A 14907-nucleotide genomic window follows, 5' to 3' on the forward strand; every position below is an offset into this window, starting at 1 on the left:
TTGGCGGCGACCAAGCAGCCGCTGCGCGGCATGCGCATCGGCGTGCCGAGCGCATTCTATGTCGACGATCTCGATGCCGACGTCGCCCGCGTGCTCGACGACACCATCGCCACGCTGAAGCGCGAGGGCGCCGAAGTCGTGAAGGTCGAGCTGCCCGATCAGCGCCAGCTCACCGCGGCCAGCCAGATCGTGCTCGCGGTCGAAGCCGCCGGCTTTCACTTCGCCTGGATGAAAGAGCGCCCGCAGGATTACGGCCCGCAGGTGCTGATGCGGCTACAGAACGGCCTGGCGATCCCGGCGATTACTTATCTCGAAGCGCTGCGCTGGCGCGGTCCGGCGCTCGCGGCCTTCAACGAAGCCACCGCCGGGCTCGACGCCGTGCTGGCGCCGGTTTCGCCGGTGCCGGCGCCGACCATCGCCGAGAGCGACGTCGGCAACAGCCTGAATGCCGAAGCCACCATCCAGCGGCTGACGCGCTTCACGCGGCCGATCAACTATCTGGGCCTGCCGGCGCTGGCGGTCCCCTGCGGCTTCAGCGCGCGGAGCCTACCGATCGGCTTGCAGATCGTCGGCCGCGCCTTCGAGGAAGCGCCACTGCTGCGCATCGGCGCGGCGTTCCAGCGCGCGACCGATTATCACGCCAAGGTGCCGCCGCTGTCATGAGCAAGCTCGTCGACATTCAGAACCTCAACGTCCGCTTCACCGGCGAGCGCACGGTGCACGCCATCAACGATCTCAGCCTGTCGCTGGGCGAAGGCGAAGTGCTGGGCCTGCTCGGTGAGTCCGGCTCGGGCAAGAGCGTGACGCTCCGCGCGCTGATGCGCCTCTTGCCGAAGAAGCGCGCGCAGATCAGCGGCAGCGTCCGCGTCGCCGGCCAGGATGTGCTGGCGCTCGACGACGAAGCGCTGTCGACGTTCCGCGGCCAGACCGTGTCGATGATCTTCCAGGAGCCGGCGCTGGCGCTCGATCCGGTCTACACCATCGGCCAGCAGATCGCCGAGACGGTGGTGCGCCACGAGGGCAAGAGTCAGCGCGACGCGATGGCGCGCGCGCTGGAGATGCTCGAGGTGGTGCGCATCCCCTCGGCCAAGCGCCGGCTCGAGGCCTATCCGCACGAGATGAGCGGCGGCATGCGGCAGCGCGCGATGATTGCGCTGGCGCTGGCGTGCCGGCCCAAGATCCTGCTCGCCGACGAGCCGACGACTGCGCTCGACGCCACCGTGCAGATTCAGATTTTGCTGCTGCTGCGCGAATTGCAGCGCGAGTTCGGCATGTCGGTGATCTTTGTGACCCACGACATCGGCGTGGCCATCGAGATCTGCGACCGCGTCGCCGTGATGTATGCCGGCCAGATCATCGAGCAGGGCACGCTGCGCGACATCGTCCGCGATCCACGGCACCCTTACGCGCAGGGCCTGCTGGCCTCGACTGTGCATGGTGCCAAGCGTGGGGCGCGGCTGGAAACCATTCCGGGCGCGCCGCCGTCGCTCGACAAGTCGCCCACCACCTGCTCGTTCGCGCCGCGCTGCGCCCATGCCCAGCCGGTCTGCACCGCCGGCCTGCCGCCCGATGTGGTGATCGGCCCCGGCCGCACCGCGCGTTGCGTGCTCGCCCAGCCCGCAGCAGCGCTCTAACAGTTTCGCCAAAGTTCCCCGGGGGGCGCGGCGTCAGCGCGCATGTGCGGTGCGGAACCCTCCTTGTGTGTCGTGCATGGCCCCGACAAGCTAAAGAGTTTCACCATGTCGGTCGTTTCCGTCTCGCGGCTTTGGGTACATGATGATCAATGCCGTCATCTTCGGCGTCGGCCTCGTGACCATCCTGACCGTCCCGTCGCTCGCCGATGCGGCGTTCGATTATATTCCGATGATCGTGGCGGCCAGCTTCATCCTTGCGGCGCCGATCGCCTGGATGATCGCACCGCGGCTCCGGGCTCGTTATCATCGCGAAGGCGATCTGATTTCGGGACCGTCGACCGTCCGCAACTAATCGGAATGTCGGCGGCTACGGCGTCACCAGCCAGTAGCCGCCGACGACCAGGATCAGCGCCAACACGACGATCACTGCCAGCACGACGGCGATGATCGCGCCGAGCCCGTGGCCGTCCAGCCAGCGGCGCAGCGATTGCTCGACTCGTCCGGCCACGTCTTTCTCTCCGTCGGTTCGCGTTCGGTCACCCCTTCGTCCAGTGTCACGGCGCCGCGCCACTGTCCAGCCATTGGGCCGACCCTGTGCCACAGGGTTGACCGGGATCAATAGGCGGCGAATGTGGCGGTCGATAACTTGGCAGCCCGACATTGGTGAGGTTGGCTGCCGCCATGACCCCGTCCCTCGACTGGTTGCAACGCTTTCCGGCGCTGGCCGGCATGCCCGAGCCCGAGCGCGCGCCGCTCGCCTCCGGCGCGATGGCGATGAACGCGCCTGCCGGCACCACCGTGTACGCACCGGGTGAGCCGTGCAACGCATTCATCCTGGTGATCAGCGGCGCGGTCCGGGTGTATCAGCTCGATGCCGACGGCAACGAGATCGTGCTGTATCGCCTCGGCCCCGGCAGCATCTGCATCCTGACCACGCTGGCGCTGCTCGCCTCCGACACCTACAGCGCCTTTGCGGTCACCGAAACGGCGGTGCAGGCGATGGCGCTGCCGGCTTCGACCTTCAATGATCTGATGGCGCGCTCGGCCGCGTTCCGCAGCTTCGTGTTCGGCGCCCAGGCGGCGCGGATGGCCGATCTGATGACGGTGATCCAGAACGTCGCGTTCGCGTCGATCGAGCAGCGGCTGGCGGCGCGGCTGCTGACGCTGGCCGGCCAGGATCGCGAAGTCTCGATCACCCATCAGCAGCTCGCCGCCGAGATCGGCAGCGCCCGCGAGGTCGTCAGCCGCCACCTCAAGACCTTCGAGCGCCGCGGCTGGGTCAGCCTCGGCCGCGGCCGGGTCGAACTGCGCCGCGAGGCTCCGCTGCGCGAGGCTGCCGGTCGCTGATTTTTCCAAGCGGGGTGACTTCGTCACAGACCGCTTGGCGCCTCCCGCCTTAGATCAGCAGCGTCACTCAACCAAGCGAGGGGAAAACACAATGTCCGCCAATGTTGGAATGATCGATCGTCTGCTGCGCGCCATTGTCGGCATCGGCCTGATCTATTGGGCGCTGACCGGCGGCCCGATCTGGGCCTGGATCGGCGTCGTGCCGCTGCTCACCGCCGCGGTCGGCTTCTGCCCGGCCTACACGCTGTTCGGTATCCGTACCTGCCCGGTCAAACAGGGTTGAGGCGCGAGCCGAATCGTCTCACGCCTTGCGGAACTCCCGGGAGCGGCCCCCAACCGCGCCCGGGAGGCTCTCTTTCTTTTTAGGTGACCCATGCACAAGAACTGGATCGACATGACGGGCGAGCTGTCGGTGGCGCTGCGCGAAGTGCGCACCGGCGCTCCCGACGTGATGAAGGGCTTTTCGGCGATCGCCCAGGCGGCGCTGAAAGCCAACGCGCTCGACACCAAGACCAAGGAGCTGATCGCGCTCGCCATCTCGGTCGCCACCCGCTGCGACGGCTGCATCGGCTTCCACGCCGAGGCGGCAGTGAAGCAGGGCGCAACGCGCGACGAGATCATGGAGACGATGGGCATGGCGATCTACATGGGCGCCGGCCCCAGCGTGATGTACGCGGCGCAAGCCGTCGAGGCCTACGATCAGTTCGCCAAAAAGAAGGCTGCTGCTGCGGCGGTGTAGCCGCTTAGTTCCGACCTCTCCACCGTCATGGCCGGGCTCGTCCCGGCCATCCACGTCTTTCAACGCCGCTCCCGCCGTAAGACGTGGATGCCCGCGACAAGCGCGGGCATGACGAGGGTCTTTCTGTTTGGCTCTTACGTTAGCTCGCGCCCGTCGCGCCCGTCGCGCCCGTCGCGACCTCACGGCCACTTGACTTCCGCGGCGGTATCGCAGGAGTGTCCCCGGACATAATGAACAAAATCTTCCGGGGAGGACATCGATGCTTCGGTCTTGGCGCCGCGCTCCGCGCGGCCTAAACTTATTTGCGCTGCCGGCGCTGCTGATCGCCACGCTGCTGCTGCCCGCCGCTGCTCAAGCCTACCCGGACAAGCCGATCAAGATCATCGTGACGTTTCCGCCCGGCGGCAGCACCGATATTCTGATCCGCGCGCTGCAGCCGAAGCTCGCCGAGGAGCTCGGCCAGCCGCTGGTGATCGAAAATCGCGGCGGCGCCGGCGGCAATATCGGCATCGGCGCGGTGGTGCAGTCGCAGCCCGACGGCTACACGCTCGGTGTTGCCGCTGCCGGCGTGCTCACCGTCAATCCGCATCTCAATCCGTCGGCGATGAATTTCGATCCGCTCAAGGATCTGGCGCCGGTCACGCTGCTGGCGAAGATTCCGTTCGTGGTGGTGGCTTCGCCGCAGGCAAAGCTGCCGACGCTGACCGAGATGATCGCCGCCGCCAAGGCCAAGCCGGGCGCGCTGGCGCTGGGCCATGGTGGCAACGGCACGGCGATGCATTTGACCGCGGCGCTGCTCGAGCAGAAGGCCGGCATCGATCTGCAGCTCATCGCCTATCGCGGCACGGCGCCGGCTGCAACCGACGCCGTCGCCGGGCACATTCCGCTTGCGGTTTTGGATATTCCCGCCTCGCAGGAATTGATCCGTGACGGGCGCCTTGTGCCACTCGGCGTCAGCGCGGCGCAGCGCGTCGATTTTCTGCCCAATGTGTCGACGCTGGCCGAGCAGGGCCTCAAGGACTTCGATTCCGTCGGCTGGTTCGGCCTGGTGGCGCCGGCCGCGACGCCGCCCGATATCATTGCCAAGCTCAACGCCGCCTTCGTCAAGGCGCTGCGCGATCCCGCAGCGGTCGAGAAAATCCGCGTGCTCGGCGCCGCCCCGTCGCCGACGACAGCGGCGGAGTTCGGCGACTTCATCCGAAGCGAAAACAAGAAGTGGGGCGAAGTCATCGCCTCGGCGGGGATCAAGAGCGAGTAGTACGATAGGCCCCGGCGGTGAGGGGACCCAGAAGGCCTATTTTCCGTCATTGCGAGGAGCGAAGCGACGAAGCAATCCAGCTTGGTGCACCGAGCTGGATTGCTTCGCTTCGCTCGCAATGACGGCGGCGTGCCGCCCCACCCGGACCGTTCCGCAGCGATAGAGGCAGTCCCATTTCGCACAGCGGACCGCATGGCCCTCTGTTCCGGCCCGGCTTGCACCGCCTCGCGGGCTGCGTCATATGATCGGCCCGTATCCGTGAGACCCGATCAATGGCGCATTCGATCCAGGACGTTCTGCAAGCTTTCGCCGCCGGCGAAATCGTCGTCGTCACCGACGACGACGATCGCGAGGGCGAGGGCGATCTCGTCGTAGCAGCCTCGTTCTGCACGGCGGAGAAAATGGCGTTCATCATCCGCCACACCTCCGGCATCGTCTGCGCGCCGATCACGCTTGCGGACGCACGGCGGCTGCGGCTCGATCCGATGGTGGCGATGAACGACAGCAATCACACCACCGCCTTCACCGTTTCGATCGACTACAAGCCCGACAACGGCACGGGCATCTCGGCCGAAGAGCGCGCCTCGTGCTGCCGCGCGCTGGCCAATCCCAATGTCGGCGCCGCCGATTTCGCCCGGCCGGGCCATATCTTTCCGCTGATCGCGCGCGAGGGCGGCGTGCTGCTGCGCTCCGGTCACACCGAGGCTGCGGTCGATCTGTGCAAGCTCGCCGGCCTGCCGCCGGTCGGCGTCATCAGCGAACTGATGAACGACGACGGCACTGTCACCAAGGGCGCGCAGGTGACGGAGTTTGCGCGCAAGCACAACCTCAAGATCGTCACCATCGCCGACATGATCGCGCATCGTCAGGCGCGCGAGAAGCTGATCGAGCGCGTCGCCATGTTTCCGATGGAAAGCCCGATCGGTCCGATGCAGGGCTACGCCTATCGCTCGCCGTTCGACGAGATCGCCCACGTCGCCTGCGTCTACAACGGCATTGGTGACGGCAAGAATGTGCTGACGCGGTTCCACAAGCCGAATATCGTTAAAGACATGTTCACCGGACCGCGGCGTATGGATTCGGTGCTGCAGCACTTCAAGCGCAACGGTTCCGGCGTGCTGATCTATCTGCGCGACGGCGCGGCCGGCGTGCCTGTGGCGCCGATCGACGAGCAGAAGACCGCCGAGGCCGATCGGCACCGGCAATGGCGCGAGATCGGCGTCGGCGCTCAAATCCTGCGCGATCTCGGCGTCTCCTCGATCCGCCATCTCACCTCCTCGCAGCTCGACTACAAGGGCCTGTCCGGTTTCGGCATCGAGATCGTCGGCAACGAGCACCTTGAAGGCTCCTGAACCAGGTCTTACCCTCCCTCCTTCGTCGCTCTGCGCGGCAACGTCTTGAAAGGATCATCGATGAGCGTGCGTGCGCAAACCAAGGACAAGCCGTCGCCGGCCGTCTTCAAATGGGACGATCCCTTGTTGCTGGAAGATCAGCTCACCGAAGACGAGCGCATGATCCGCGATACGGCGCGGGCTTACGCGCAGGACAAGCTGCTGCCGCGCGTCAGCCAGGCGTATCTCGAAGAGAAGACCGATCGCGAGATCTTCAACGAGATGGGCTCGCTCGGCCTGATCGGCATCACGCTGCCGGAAGACTACGGCTGCGCCAATGCCAGCTACGTGGCTTACGGCCTGGTGGCACGCGAGATCGAGCGCGTCGACAGCGGCTATCGCTCGATGAACTCGGTGCAGTCGTCGCTGGTGATGTATCCGATCTACGCTTACGGCGACGAGACCCAGCGCAAGAAGTATCTGCCCAAGCTGGCCTCGGGCGAGTGGGTCGGCTGCTTCGGCCTCACCGAGCCGGACGCCGGCTCCGATCCGGGCGGCATGAAGACTAAGGCCGAGAAGGTCTCGGACGGTTATCGCCTGTCCGGCTCGAAGATGTGGATCTCCAACGCGCCGATCGCCGACGTGTTCGTGGTCTGGGCCAAGTCGGCCGCGCACGACAATCAGATCCGCGGTTTCATTCTCGAGAAGGGCATGAAGGGCCTGTCGGCCCCGAAGATCGGCGGCAAGCTCAGCTTGCGCGCCTCGATCACCGGCGAGATCGTGATGGACGGCGTCGTGGTGCCGGAAGAAAACCTGCTGCCCAACGTCTCCGGCCTCAAGGGGCCGTTCGGCTGCCTCAACCGCGCCCGCTACGGCATTTCCTGGGGCGCGATGGGTGCCGCCGAGGACTGCATGCACCGCGCCCGGCAGTACACGCTCGACCGCAAGCAGTTCAACCGTCCGCTCGCCGCCACCCAGCTGGTGCAGAAGAAGCTTGCCGACATGGAGACCGAGATCGCGCTCGGCCTGCAGGCCAGCTTGCGCGTCGGCCGTCTGATGGACGAAGGCAAGATGGCGCCGGAGATGATCTCCATCGTCAAGCGCAACAACTGCGGCAAGGCCCTCGACATCGCCCGCATGGCCCGCGACATGCACGGCGGCAACGGCATTCAGATCGAGTACCACGTGATGCGCCACGCCCAGAACCTCGAGACGGTGAACACCTACGAAGGCACCCACGACGTGCATGCGCTGATCCTCGGCCGTGCGATCACGGGTATTCAGGCGTTCGGGTAAGTCACACATGCAGCGTCATCCTGAGGTGCCGCCGCGCAGCGGCGGCCTCGAAGGATGGGCCGCAGGCACTAGTGTCCGCATCCTTCGAGGCTCGCCCTGGCGGGCGAGCACCTCAGGATGACGGCTCATGGATCGGGGCGCCTCTGCGCCCCGATCTCACAACTAACAACAACAAGATCGGAAACGCATGAGCGACGCCAAGGACAGCGCACCCGCCGATGACGTCCCGTTCAATCGCGATTTTCCGCTAAAGCCCGGCGTCGTCGAACAGGTGCGTCCTGGCCTGCGCCGCGTGCTCTGCGGGAATGCCTCGCCGTTCACCTTCACCGGCACCGTCAGCTACATCGTCGGCACCGGCAAGGTCGCGATCATCGATCCCGGCCCCGTCGACGAAGCCCACGCCCAGACGCTGCTCGATGCGGTGAAGGGCGAGACGGTGACGCACATCCTCGTCACCCACACGCACAAAGACCATTCGCCCGGCGTGCCGCGTATTAAGCAGGCCACCGGCGCCACCGTCTATGCCGAAGGCCCGCACCGCGCCTCGCGGCCGTATTTCGAGAGCGAGAAGGTCTCGACCGAGTCTGGCGCCGACCGCGCGTTTCGCCCGGACGTGCAGCTCCGCGACGGCGAAATGATCGAGGGAGACGGCTGGCGGCTCGAGGCGGTGGCGACGCCCGGTCACTGCGCCAATCACATGGCGTTCGCCTGGAAGGACCGCGACGCGATCTTCGTCGGCGATCACGTCATGGGCTGGTCGACTTCGATCGTCGCGCCGCCGGACGGGTCGATGGTCGACTACATGAATTCGCTCGATCGGCTGATCGCCCGCGATGAGCAGCTCTATCTATCCGGACACGGCGCCGAGATCCTCGAAGGCCCTCGCTACTCGCGCTTCCTCAAGCGCCATCGCGAGGCCCGCGAAGCGTCGATCCTGCACCGTCTCGCCAAAGGCGAGACCGACATCCCCACCATGGTCCGCGCCATCTACATCGGCATCGACCCACGGCTGACGACGGCGGCCGGCTACTCGGTCCTGGCGCATCTGGAGGACCTGGTGGTCCGCGGCGTCGTGACGACGGACGGCGACCCGTCGATCAGCGGCCGATACAGGCTGGCGAAGTAAGCTCTCAAGACTCGTCATTGCGAGGAGCGAAGCGACGAAGCAATCCAGTCCGGTGCACGGAGCTGGATTGCTTCGCTGCGCTCGCAATGACGAGGTCAGTCATAGTGTGATGGGTTTCGCTGCGCTCAACCCATCCTACGCGCTACGAGCTAATTGCTCGCTGGTTAGTTTCGTACAGCAGCGCCGCCGGCCCAGCGTAACCTCTCCCGCCTGCGGGAGAGGTCGGCCTGGCGTAGCGCAGCGAAGCCGGGACGGGTGAGGGCACTCCGCTCCACGCTTGCTGAGTCCGTGCTCGCGTCGCCCTCACCCCAACCCTCTCCCGCAAGCGGGAGAGGGGGCGCGCCCTGCATGGGGCGATGTCTGTGCCGAGCGGCGAGTCTACACTACTCGCCCTTCTTCTTCGCCGCCGCCTTGCCCTTCGCTGGTGCCTTGGCCGGCGCCTCGGGCTTGGGGGCGGGGGCGTTTTCGGCTGCGTCATTGAGGTCGTCGGTGAATTTGGCGATACGGGCGGCGTTGCTGCCGAGGTCGCCTTCGAAATAGCGCGAGGCCGAACGGATATCGACGCGGCTGCCGTCGCCGTCGGGCAGCACGCGGACGGTGACGTCCTCGGGCAGGCCGAGCACCAGCGTCCGCGCCACCGCCTCGATATGGCCTTCGCGCTTCGGCGGCTGCGGCGGCCGCTCGTCGACCACGCGCCATTTGCGGCGGTTGATCAGATGCAGCGCGAGGTCGTAGGCGCGTGGCGCCGACACGTCGAGCTGGATGGTGTCGATGTTCGGATAGGCGGTACGCTGGCGTTCGGCCGAATACAGGCCGGCATAGACCGCGGGGTTGGCGCCGTCGGCGCCGCGCAGCCTTGCCAGGGTCTCGAATTTCGGCGGGTCGATCGCGTCGGTGGTGATGTCGTAGATCGCCGGCAGGGTGCGATATTGCCAGGCCGCATAGGCCGGGTAGGCGAGGATCAGCGCGTCGATCAGCAGTGCCAGCAGGATGCGCGCCATGCCGCGCGAGCCGTTCTGCCAGATCGCCGCAAAGCCGGCGAGCGCCAGCAGGATCGACAGCACGGCGCAGCCGAGCGAAGCGACCAGCGTCGCCATCGCCGGCCGGACCTCGAGGAAGCCGAATCGCATCACCGCCAGCGACACCAGGCTGGCCACGGCCGAGAAGATCGCCATCGCGCGGGCCCAGGAGGCGAGGCGCGAGACGGGCTCCATCTGATAGGGAGCGGAAAATCGACGCGCCATCGTGCTGGATCTGCCGGTTGAAGCCGCGCCGCCGCGCTGCAGGACACGAGGTGTGAGACCACGGACCGCGGCATATTTCAAGATGCGGCGTCGCCTCGGCCGCGACCGCTCAAAGAACGCGCCGCGCCCCCGGGACCCGCAGCAGCAGCCCGGCCAGCAGATAGCAAGCCAGGCAAGTCGCCGCGCCGGTGACGGCGAATTTCACCACCGCCGGCGCCGCGACGCTGCGCCAGGCGAGCGCCAGCGCGACCAACACCGGCGGGTGGATGATGTAGATCGCATAGGCCCGCTCCGACAGCCGCCGCCAGACCGGTGTGAGCTGCGTGAAGCGGCGCTGGAACGCAACGAGCAGCGCCAGGATCAGGCCGCACGCCACCGCCGGCTCCCAGGCCGCATAGATCAGCGCCGGCCATGTCCAGCCGCCATCCGAGGTGCCGCGCAGTGCCGGAACGGCGGGCGCCAGCAGCGATACGGCAGGCAGCACCCAGTAGCAGGTCAGCGCGATGATCAGCCACAGCCGTGCCGTGTGCGGCGGCACGCGTTCGAGCCAGCGCGGCGCGGCGGCGGCGCAGCCGGCCACGAACAGCACGACATAGCCGGGGAAGTAGCCGAACTGCAGCCCATGCCAGCTCGCGCCCACCGGCCACCAAAAGCGGACCACGAACGCCGCCGCGGCTGTCAGCAGAGCGGCAGCGGCAATCGTTGCATTGGAGGGGAAGGGCGCCTCGCGCCGGTTACCCGCCGCAGCCGGCGACAATCGATCGGACACAACGAACCACACGAGCGCCGCTACTCCGAAGATCAGCAGCGCTTCGGCGAACCATAGTGGCCCCTCGATGAAATAACCGCGATGCCAGATCGCCAGCAGCGTCGGCGTGAACGGCCGGCCTTGCACAGCGAGCGCCATCGCCTCTGTGAACGGCCCGAGCACGAGGCCGAACGCCAGCAGCGGCAATCCCAGCCGGAGGGCGCGATCGCGGATGTAAAGCAGGGGGCCTTTGGCGCGGATGGCGCCGGGCGTGAAGTAACCCGCCAGCAAAAAGAACAGGCCCATGAAGTAGGCCTGGTTGGTAGCGACGAACAAGGTCAGCAGCCTGGCGCTCGGCGAACTGCCCGCCGGCAGTTCGTGATAGAACCACCCGCCCGAGGCCCCGTAGGTGATCGCCGTGTGATGAAACAGCACCAGCAGCGTCATCACCGCCCGCAGCGCGTCGATGCCCCCATTGCGCGTCGTGGTTGCCGGCTGCGCAACCGGTTCTGCAGATTGGGCCGGGATCGCCGTCGCCTCGATCTGCATCGTCGTCCTCCGGGGCGCTCTGTGTTGCGAACGCTATAGCAGGTCGATGCGCCGACGGGGAGGTGACGATGAACGGTCGCGGCCATGCAGTTCTGCGGCGCGGATAGGTATCTGTACAAACCCGCCATCCTGGACCACAACTACATCAGCGTCCGGCGAAGCGGACGATAGATCAAGCGAGAGCCGAACCCTTTGCGCCGTCCCACTGTCACCAAAAGCGAACTGATGCCCGGCGGCGACGATCAGATGTTCCGGACCTTCATCCACGATTTTCTCGCCTTCAGCGCGCGGGTCGATCAGTGCCGCGCCGGCTTCGGCGATCGGCTCGGAATTTCAGGCATCGCCTATACCACGCTGATTTCGGTGGCGCATCTGCAGGGCAGCGAGGGCGTCGGCGTCAGCCGCATTGCCGAGCATCTGCATCTGTCAGGCGCCTTCGTCACCATCGAGGTGTCGAAGCTGGTCAAGGCCGGCCTGTTGCACAAGCGCGCCAATCAGGAAGATCGCCGCCGCGTCTTGCTGACGGTGACGCCGAAGGCCGAGAAACTGCTGGCGCAGCTCGTCGAGGTCCAGGCGCCGGTCAATGATGCGCTGTTCGATTGTCTCAGCGCATCCGAATTTCGTCAGCTTGCCTCGATGATGGCGCGCCTCGTCGCCTGCGGCGACAAAGCGGTGTCGCTGATGGGGTTTCTCTCCGCGCCCGCAGCACCGCGCGCCGCCGAGCCCGCCCGCAAGGCCGCTCGGCGACGCTGACTACTTCTTTACGCGGCACAATTTCTCCACACGTCATGGCCGGGCTTGTCCCGGCCATCCACGAACTTGCTGAGTTGCCGCGAAAAGGACGTGGATGGCCGGGACAAGCCCGGCCATGACGGCGGATGGTTCGTGTGGCTGGCGTTAAAGCCGTTCTGAATTGATCGCTCGGCCGCGTGCACTCGCGCACGGCAGCAGGCATTTGCCCAATTTCCGTGCTGCATTGCCGCATCTTTTCTCAGCGAACGCCTCGCAATCGCGCTTGACTACCTTTGTCTAATAGCTTTGGATCAAAGCTAGTTGGAGCGGTTCGAAACGGCATGAGCGGCGTGACGCAAGGGCACCGGGAATTTCGGTCGGCACTGTCGCAATTCGCGACCGGCGTTGCCGTGATCACCGCCCCGCGGAGAGGCCGGCGCGCCGATCGGCATGACGATGAGTTCGTTCAACTCGGTGTCGCTCGATCCGCCACTGGTGCTGTTCAGCGTCGATCGCCGCGCGCTCAGCCTGCCGGCGATGCAGGCGGCCGAAGGTTACGCGGTCAATATCCTGAGCCGCGGCCAGGAGCAGCTCTCCAATCAGTTCGCCAAGGCCTCGACCGACAAATGGGCCGACGTGGCGCACTCGATCGGCCACGCCGAAGCGCCGCTGCTGGCTGGTGCCTTGGCGCATTTCGAATGCGCGCCATACGCCCAATACGACGGTGGTGACCACGTCATTTTCGTCGGCCGCGTCGTGCGCTTCAGCGCGCGAGACGACGACGGGCCGCTGCTGTTCTTCCGCGGAAAGTATCAAAGCCTGCGCCGCGAGGCCGCCAGCGAGCCGATGTGGCCGCTGCCGATTCACTACTGAGCGATACCGACCGGCCAGGCCAATCAGAGGAAACAACGCTGATGAAAACAGGACAACAACACATCGCCGGTCTGCGCGACGGTCGCAATGTGATCATCGACGGCCGCAAGGTCGAGGACACGACGCGGCATCCGGCTTTTCGCCGCGCCATCCAGTCGGTCGGCAAGCTGTTCGACTTCGCCTCCGATCCAGCCAACCGCGAGCTGATGACGTTCGCGACGCCGAGCGGCGGCCGTGCCAACCGCATCTGGCAATTGCCGGAAAGCTTTGATGAGTTGCGCCAGCGCCGCACCGCGCTGGAGGCCTGGGGCGGGCTGCACGGCGGCTTCCTCGGCCGCGCGCCCGATCACGTCGCGTCCTGCATCGCCGGCATGTATATGGGGCTCGATCAGTTCGAGGCCTACGACAAGGACCGCGCCAAGGCGCTGGCCGATTACTACGCCTATGCGCGCGACCGCGATCTGTATCTGACTTACGTGATCATCAATCCGCAGGCCGATCGCTCCAAGAGCGCCGCCCAGCAGAAGGACGCCTTCCTGACCACCGGCGTGGTCGATCAGGATGCCGAGGGCATCACGGTGCGCGGCGCCAAGATGCTGGCGACCGGCGGCATCATGGCGGACGAAGTGTTCGTCACCTGCATCCAGCCGCTGCAGCCGGGCGACGACATTTACGCGTTGTCCTTTGCCATCCCGATGAACACCAAGGGGCTGCAGATCCTGTCGCGCAAGTCCTACGAGGCGTCGGCGCCGAATGTGTTCGACTATCCGCTGTCGAGCCGCTTCGACGAGAACGATGCGGTTTTGTATTTCGACGACGTCAAGGTGCCGTGGGATCGGGTGTTCATCAACAAGAACATCGAGATGTGCCAGAAGCAGTTCCACGCGACGCCGGCGCACGTCTACCAGAACTATCAGGCGATGGTCCGGCTCTCGGTCAAGTTGCGCTTCCTGATCGGCGTGGCGCGGCGGATCGCCGAGACCAACGGCATCCTCGGCTTCCCGCAAGTCCGCGAGATGCTCGGCCAGCTCGCCGCCGAGGGCGGAATGGTCGACGCCTTCGTCGCGGCGATGGAAATCAAGGGCACGCACTACGGCAAATACTACGTGCCGGATCGCCACACGCTGTACGCCGCCCAGACCCTGACCCAGCAGCTCTACGCCAAAGTGCTGAACACGCTGCGCGAGCTGGCCGGCGGCGGCATGATCATGTTGCCGTCCTCGGTGCAGGACCTCGCCAATCCGGACGTCGCCGCTTTGATCGAGAAGACCCAGCAGTCGCCGGCGGCCGGCGCGCTCGACAAGGTCAAGTTCTACAAGTTGGCCTGGGACGCGGTCGGCTCGGAATTTGCTTCGCGTCATCAGCAGTACGAGATGTTCTACGCCGGCGCGACGTTCGTCACCAAGAACCACTCGTTCCGCACCTACGACTGGGAGGCCTCGCGCGCGCTGCTCGACGCCATGCTGTCCAGCTACGACCTCGCCGACGAGATTCACACCTCGCAGGCCGCCTGATCCCAAGGAGAAAACAAGAAATGGCGATCAACAAGATTCACGACGAATTCCGCGCGGTCGACATGTCGACCGGCTGGGAAGTGCCCGCCGGCTATCCCAAGGGCATCCAGCAAAAGATCCTGTCGGGCGCGCTCGACGAGGAAAACCGCCGCGGCTCGCGCAGTCGCCTGCTGCGCTTCGAGCCCGGCGAGTTCACCACCAAGCCGTTCGTCCACGAGTACTGGGAAGAAGTGTTCCTGGTATCGGGCGATCTCACCGTCGGCAACGACGAGCAGGGCAATGGCGGCGAGAGCTTCAAGCCTTTCACCTATGCGTGCCGGCCGCCCGGCGCCTTCCACGGTCCGTTCAAATCCGAGAACGGCTGCGTGTTGTTCGAACTGCATTATTTCGATCCGGCCTAAGGCTCTCGATGTCGATCGCCTCCACCAGCTTCGTTCTCACATCCCACCGCGGAGATCGCGCATGATCGCGCAACAAATCATCAACGGCGTGATGCTGGGCTCGATCTACGTGCTG

At 65.9% G+C, this 14907-nt stretch carries 17 protein-coding genes; 14 read left to right on the forward strand and 3 right to left on the reverse strand.

Annotated elements, in window-relative coordinates; all coding sequences use genetic code 11:
- From I5M_RS01220 to I5M_RS01230, 3 genes are all read left to right on the forward strand, one after another.
- Nucleotides 1-663 (forward strand): amidase (locus tag I5M_RS01220; protein WP_031334932.1); only part of this gene is annotated, 663 nt, incomplete at its 5' end.
- Nucleotides 660-1634 (forward strand): ABC transporter ATP-binding protein, encoded by a 975-nt coding sequence (locus I5M_RS01225; protein WP_022719737.1) that lies wholly within the window; start codon nucleotides 660-662, stop codon nucleotides 1632-1634. The genes I5M_RS01220 and I5M_RS01225, both read left to right, overlap by 4 nt.
- A 139-nt stretch (nucleotides 1635-1773) precedes the next feature.
- The gene (locus I5M_RS01230; RefSeq protein WP_022719738.1) at nucleotides 1774-1986 is read left to right on the forward strand and encodes a hypothetical protein; all 213 of its coding nucleotides are present in this window, start codon (nucleotides 1774-1776) and stop codon (nucleotides 1984-1986) included.
- A gap of 15 nt (nucleotides 1987-2001) precedes the next feature.
- On the opposite strand, the gene I5M_RS33010 is transcribed toward I5M_RS01230, so the two are convergent.
- A complete protein-coding gene (locus I5M_RS33010) occupies nucleotides 2002-2142 on the reverse strand; it encodes a hypothetical protein (protein WP_022719739.1) in 141 nt (46 codons plus the stop codon).
- A gap of 173 nt (nucleotides 2143-2315) precedes the next feature.
- Here I5M_RS33010 and I5M_RS01240 point away from each other — a divergent pair, with 173 nt between their 5' ends.
- From I5M_RS01240 to I5M_RS01270, 7 genes are all read left to right on the forward strand, one after another.
- The gene (locus tag I5M_RS01240) at nucleotides 2316-2981 is read left to right on the forward strand and encodes a Crp/Fnr family transcriptional regulator (protein WP_022719740.1); all 666 of its coding nucleotides are present in this window, start codon (nucleotides 2316-2318) and stop codon (nucleotides 2979-2981) included.
- Nucleotides 2982-3072: 91 nt separating this feature from the next.
- The gene (locus tag I5M_RS01245; protein ID WP_022719741.1) at nucleotides 3073-3264 is read left to right on the forward strand and encodes a DUF2892 domain-containing protein; all 192 of its coding nucleotides are present in this window, start codon (nucleotides 3073-3075) and stop codon (nucleotides 3262-3264) included.
- A 90-nt stretch (nucleotides 3265-3354) separates the two neighbouring features.
- On the forward strand, nucleotides 3355-3720 hold the full coding sequence (locus tag I5M_RS01250; RefSeq protein WP_022719742.1) for a carboxymuconolactone decarboxylase family protein: 366 nt from the start codon (nucleotides 3355-3357) through the stop codon (nucleotides 3718-3720).
- 259 nt (nucleotides 3721-3979) lie between these two features.
- A complete protein-coding gene (locus I5M_RS01255) occupies nucleotides 3980-4978 on the forward strand; it encodes a tripartite tricarboxylate transporter substrate binding protein (protein ID WP_022719743.1) in 999 nt (332 codons plus the stop codon).
- 272 nt (nucleotides 4979-5250) lie between these two features.
- Nucleotides 5251-6330 (forward strand): 3,4-dihydroxy-2-butanone-4-phosphate synthase, encoded by a 1080-nt coding sequence (ribB, locus tag I5M_RS01260; protein ID WP_022719744.1) that lies wholly within the window; start codon nucleotides 5251-5253, stop codon nucleotides 6328-6330.
- Nucleotides 6331-6390: 60 nt separating this feature from the next.
- The gene (locus I5M_RS01265; RefSeq protein WP_022719745.1) at nucleotides 6391-7605 is read left to right on the forward strand and encodes an acyl-CoA dehydrogenase; all 1215 of its coding nucleotides are present in this window, start codon (nucleotides 6391-6393) and stop codon (nucleotides 7603-7605) included.
- A 187-nt stretch (nucleotides 7606-7792) separates the two neighbouring features.
- Entirely contained in the window at nucleotides 7793-8731 is a 939-nt protein-coding gene (locus tag I5M_RS01270) for an MBL fold metallo-hydrolase (protein ID WP_022719746.1), read from the forward strand.
- 383 nt (nucleotides 8732-9114) lie between these two features.
- Here I5M_RS01270 and I5M_RS01275 read toward each other — a convergent pair whose 3' ends face one another.
- Together I5M_RS01275 and I5M_RS01280 are read right to left on the reverse strand one after the other, a co-directional pair.
- Nucleotides 9115-9975, reverse strand: a complete 861-nt coding sequence (locus I5M_RS01275) for a DUF1499 domain-containing protein (RefSeq protein ID WP_022719747.1) — start codon at nucleotides 9973-9975, stop codon at nucleotides 9115-9117.
- A gap of 109 nt (nucleotides 9976-10084) precedes the next feature.
- Nucleotides 10085-11272, reverse strand: coding sequence for an acyltransferase (locus tag I5M_RS01280; RefSeq protein ID WP_022719748.1), 1188 nt, complete (start codon nucleotides 11270-11272; stop codon nucleotides 10085-10087).
- Between the two features lie 192 nt (nucleotides 11273-11464).
- Here I5M_RS01280 and I5M_RS01285 point away from each other — a divergent pair, with 192 nt between their 5' ends.
- From I5M_RS01285 to I5M_RS01300, 4 genes are all read left to right on the forward strand, one after another.
- Nucleotides 11465-12025 (forward strand): MarR family winged helix-turn-helix transcriptional regulator, encoded by a 561-nt coding sequence (locus I5M_RS01285; protein WP_022719749.1) that lies wholly within the window; start codon nucleotides 11465-11467, stop codon nucleotides 12023-12025.
- Nucleotides 12026-12454: 429 nt separating this feature from the next.
- Nucleotides 12455-12877: a flavin reductase family protein gene (locus I5M_RS28985; protein ID WP_022719750.1), complete on the forward strand. Its 423-nt coding sequence runs from the start codon at nucleotides 12455-12457 to the stop codon at nucleotides 12875-12877.
- A gap of 41 nt (nucleotides 12878-12918) precedes the next feature.
- Nucleotides 12919-14391, forward strand: coding sequence for a 4-hydroxyphenylacetate 3-hydroxylase family protein (locus tag I5M_RS01295; RefSeq protein ID WP_022719751.1), 1473 nt, complete (start codon nucleotides 12919-12921; stop codon nucleotides 14389-14391).
- Nucleotides 14392-14411: 20 nt separating this feature from the next.
- Complete coding sequence (locus tag I5M_RS01300) at nucleotides 14412-14792, forward strand: cupin domain-containing protein (protein WP_022719752.1); 381 nt, start codon at nucleotides 14412-14414, stop codon at nucleotides 14790-14792.
- Nucleotides 14793-14907 lie beyond the last annotated feature (115 nt).

The sequence above is a fragment of the Rhodopseudomonas sp. B29 genome (genome assembly GCF_000333455.1).
GTDB lineage: Bacteria > Pseudomonadota > Alphaproteobacteria > Rhizobiales > Xanthobacteraceae > Rhodopseudomonas.

What these genes read in the sequence shown, in the direction of transcription:
- I5M_RS01255 (WP_022719743.1), top strand. Translation starts at nt 3,980, where the DNA reads ATGCTTCGGTCTTGGCGCCGCGCTCCGCGCGGCCTAAACTTATTTGCG.
- I5M_RS01270 (WP_022719746.1), top strand. Translation starts at nt 7,793, where the DNA reads ATGAGCGACGCCAAGGACAGCGCACCCGCCGATGACGTCCCGTTCAAT.
- I5M_RS01250 (WP_022719742.1), top strand. Translation starts at nt 3,355, where the DNA reads ATGCACAAGAACTGGATCGACATGACGGGCGAGCTGTCGGTGGCGCTG.
- I5M_RS01225 (WP_022719737.1), top strand. Translation starts at nt 660, where the DNA reads ATGAGCAAGCTCGTCGACATTCAGAACCTCAACGTCCGCTTCACCGGC.
- I5M_RS01245 (WP_022719741.1), top strand. Translation starts at nt 3,073, where the DNA reads ATGTCCGCCAATGTTGGAATGATCGATCGTCTGCTGCGCGCCATTGTC.
- I5M_RS28985 (WP_022719750.1), top strand. Translation starts at nt 12,455, where the DNA reads ATGACGATGAGTTCGTTCAACTCGGTGTCGCTCGATCCGCCACTGGTG.
- I5M_RS01275 (WP_022719747.1), bottom strand. Translation starts at nt 9,975, where the DNA reads ATGGCGCGTCGATTTTCCGCTCCCTATCAGATGGAGCCCGTCTCGCGC.
- I5M_RS01280 (WP_022719748.1), bottom strand. Translation starts at nt 11,272, where the DNA reads ATGCAGATCGAGGCGACGGCGATCCCGGCCCAATCTGCAGAACCGGTT.
- ribB (WP_022719744.1), top strand. Translation starts at nt 5,251, where the DNA reads ATGGCGCATTCGATCCAGGACGTTCTGCAAGCTTTCGCCGCCGGCGAA.
- I5M_RS01295 (WP_022719751.1), top strand. Translation starts at nt 12,919, where the DNA reads ATGAAAACAGGACAACAACACATCGCCGGTCTGCGCGACGGTCGCAAT.
- I5M_RS01265 (WP_022719745.1), top strand. Translation starts at nt 6,391, where the DNA reads ATGAGCGTGCGTGCGCAAACCAAGGACAAGCCGTCGCCGGCCGTCTTC.
- I5M_RS01230 (WP_022719738.1), top strand. Translation starts at nt 1,774, where the DNA reads ATGATGATCAATGCCGTCATCTTCGGCGTCGGCCTCGTGACCATCCTG.
- I5M_RS01300 (WP_022719752.1), top strand. Translation starts at nt 14,412, where the DNA reads ATGGCGATCAACAAGATTCACGACGAATTCCGCGCGGTCGACATGTCG.
- I5M_RS01240 (WP_022719740.1), top strand. Translation starts at nt 2,316, where the DNA reads ATGACCCCGTCCCTCGACTGGTTGCAACGCTTTCCGGCGCTGGCCGGC.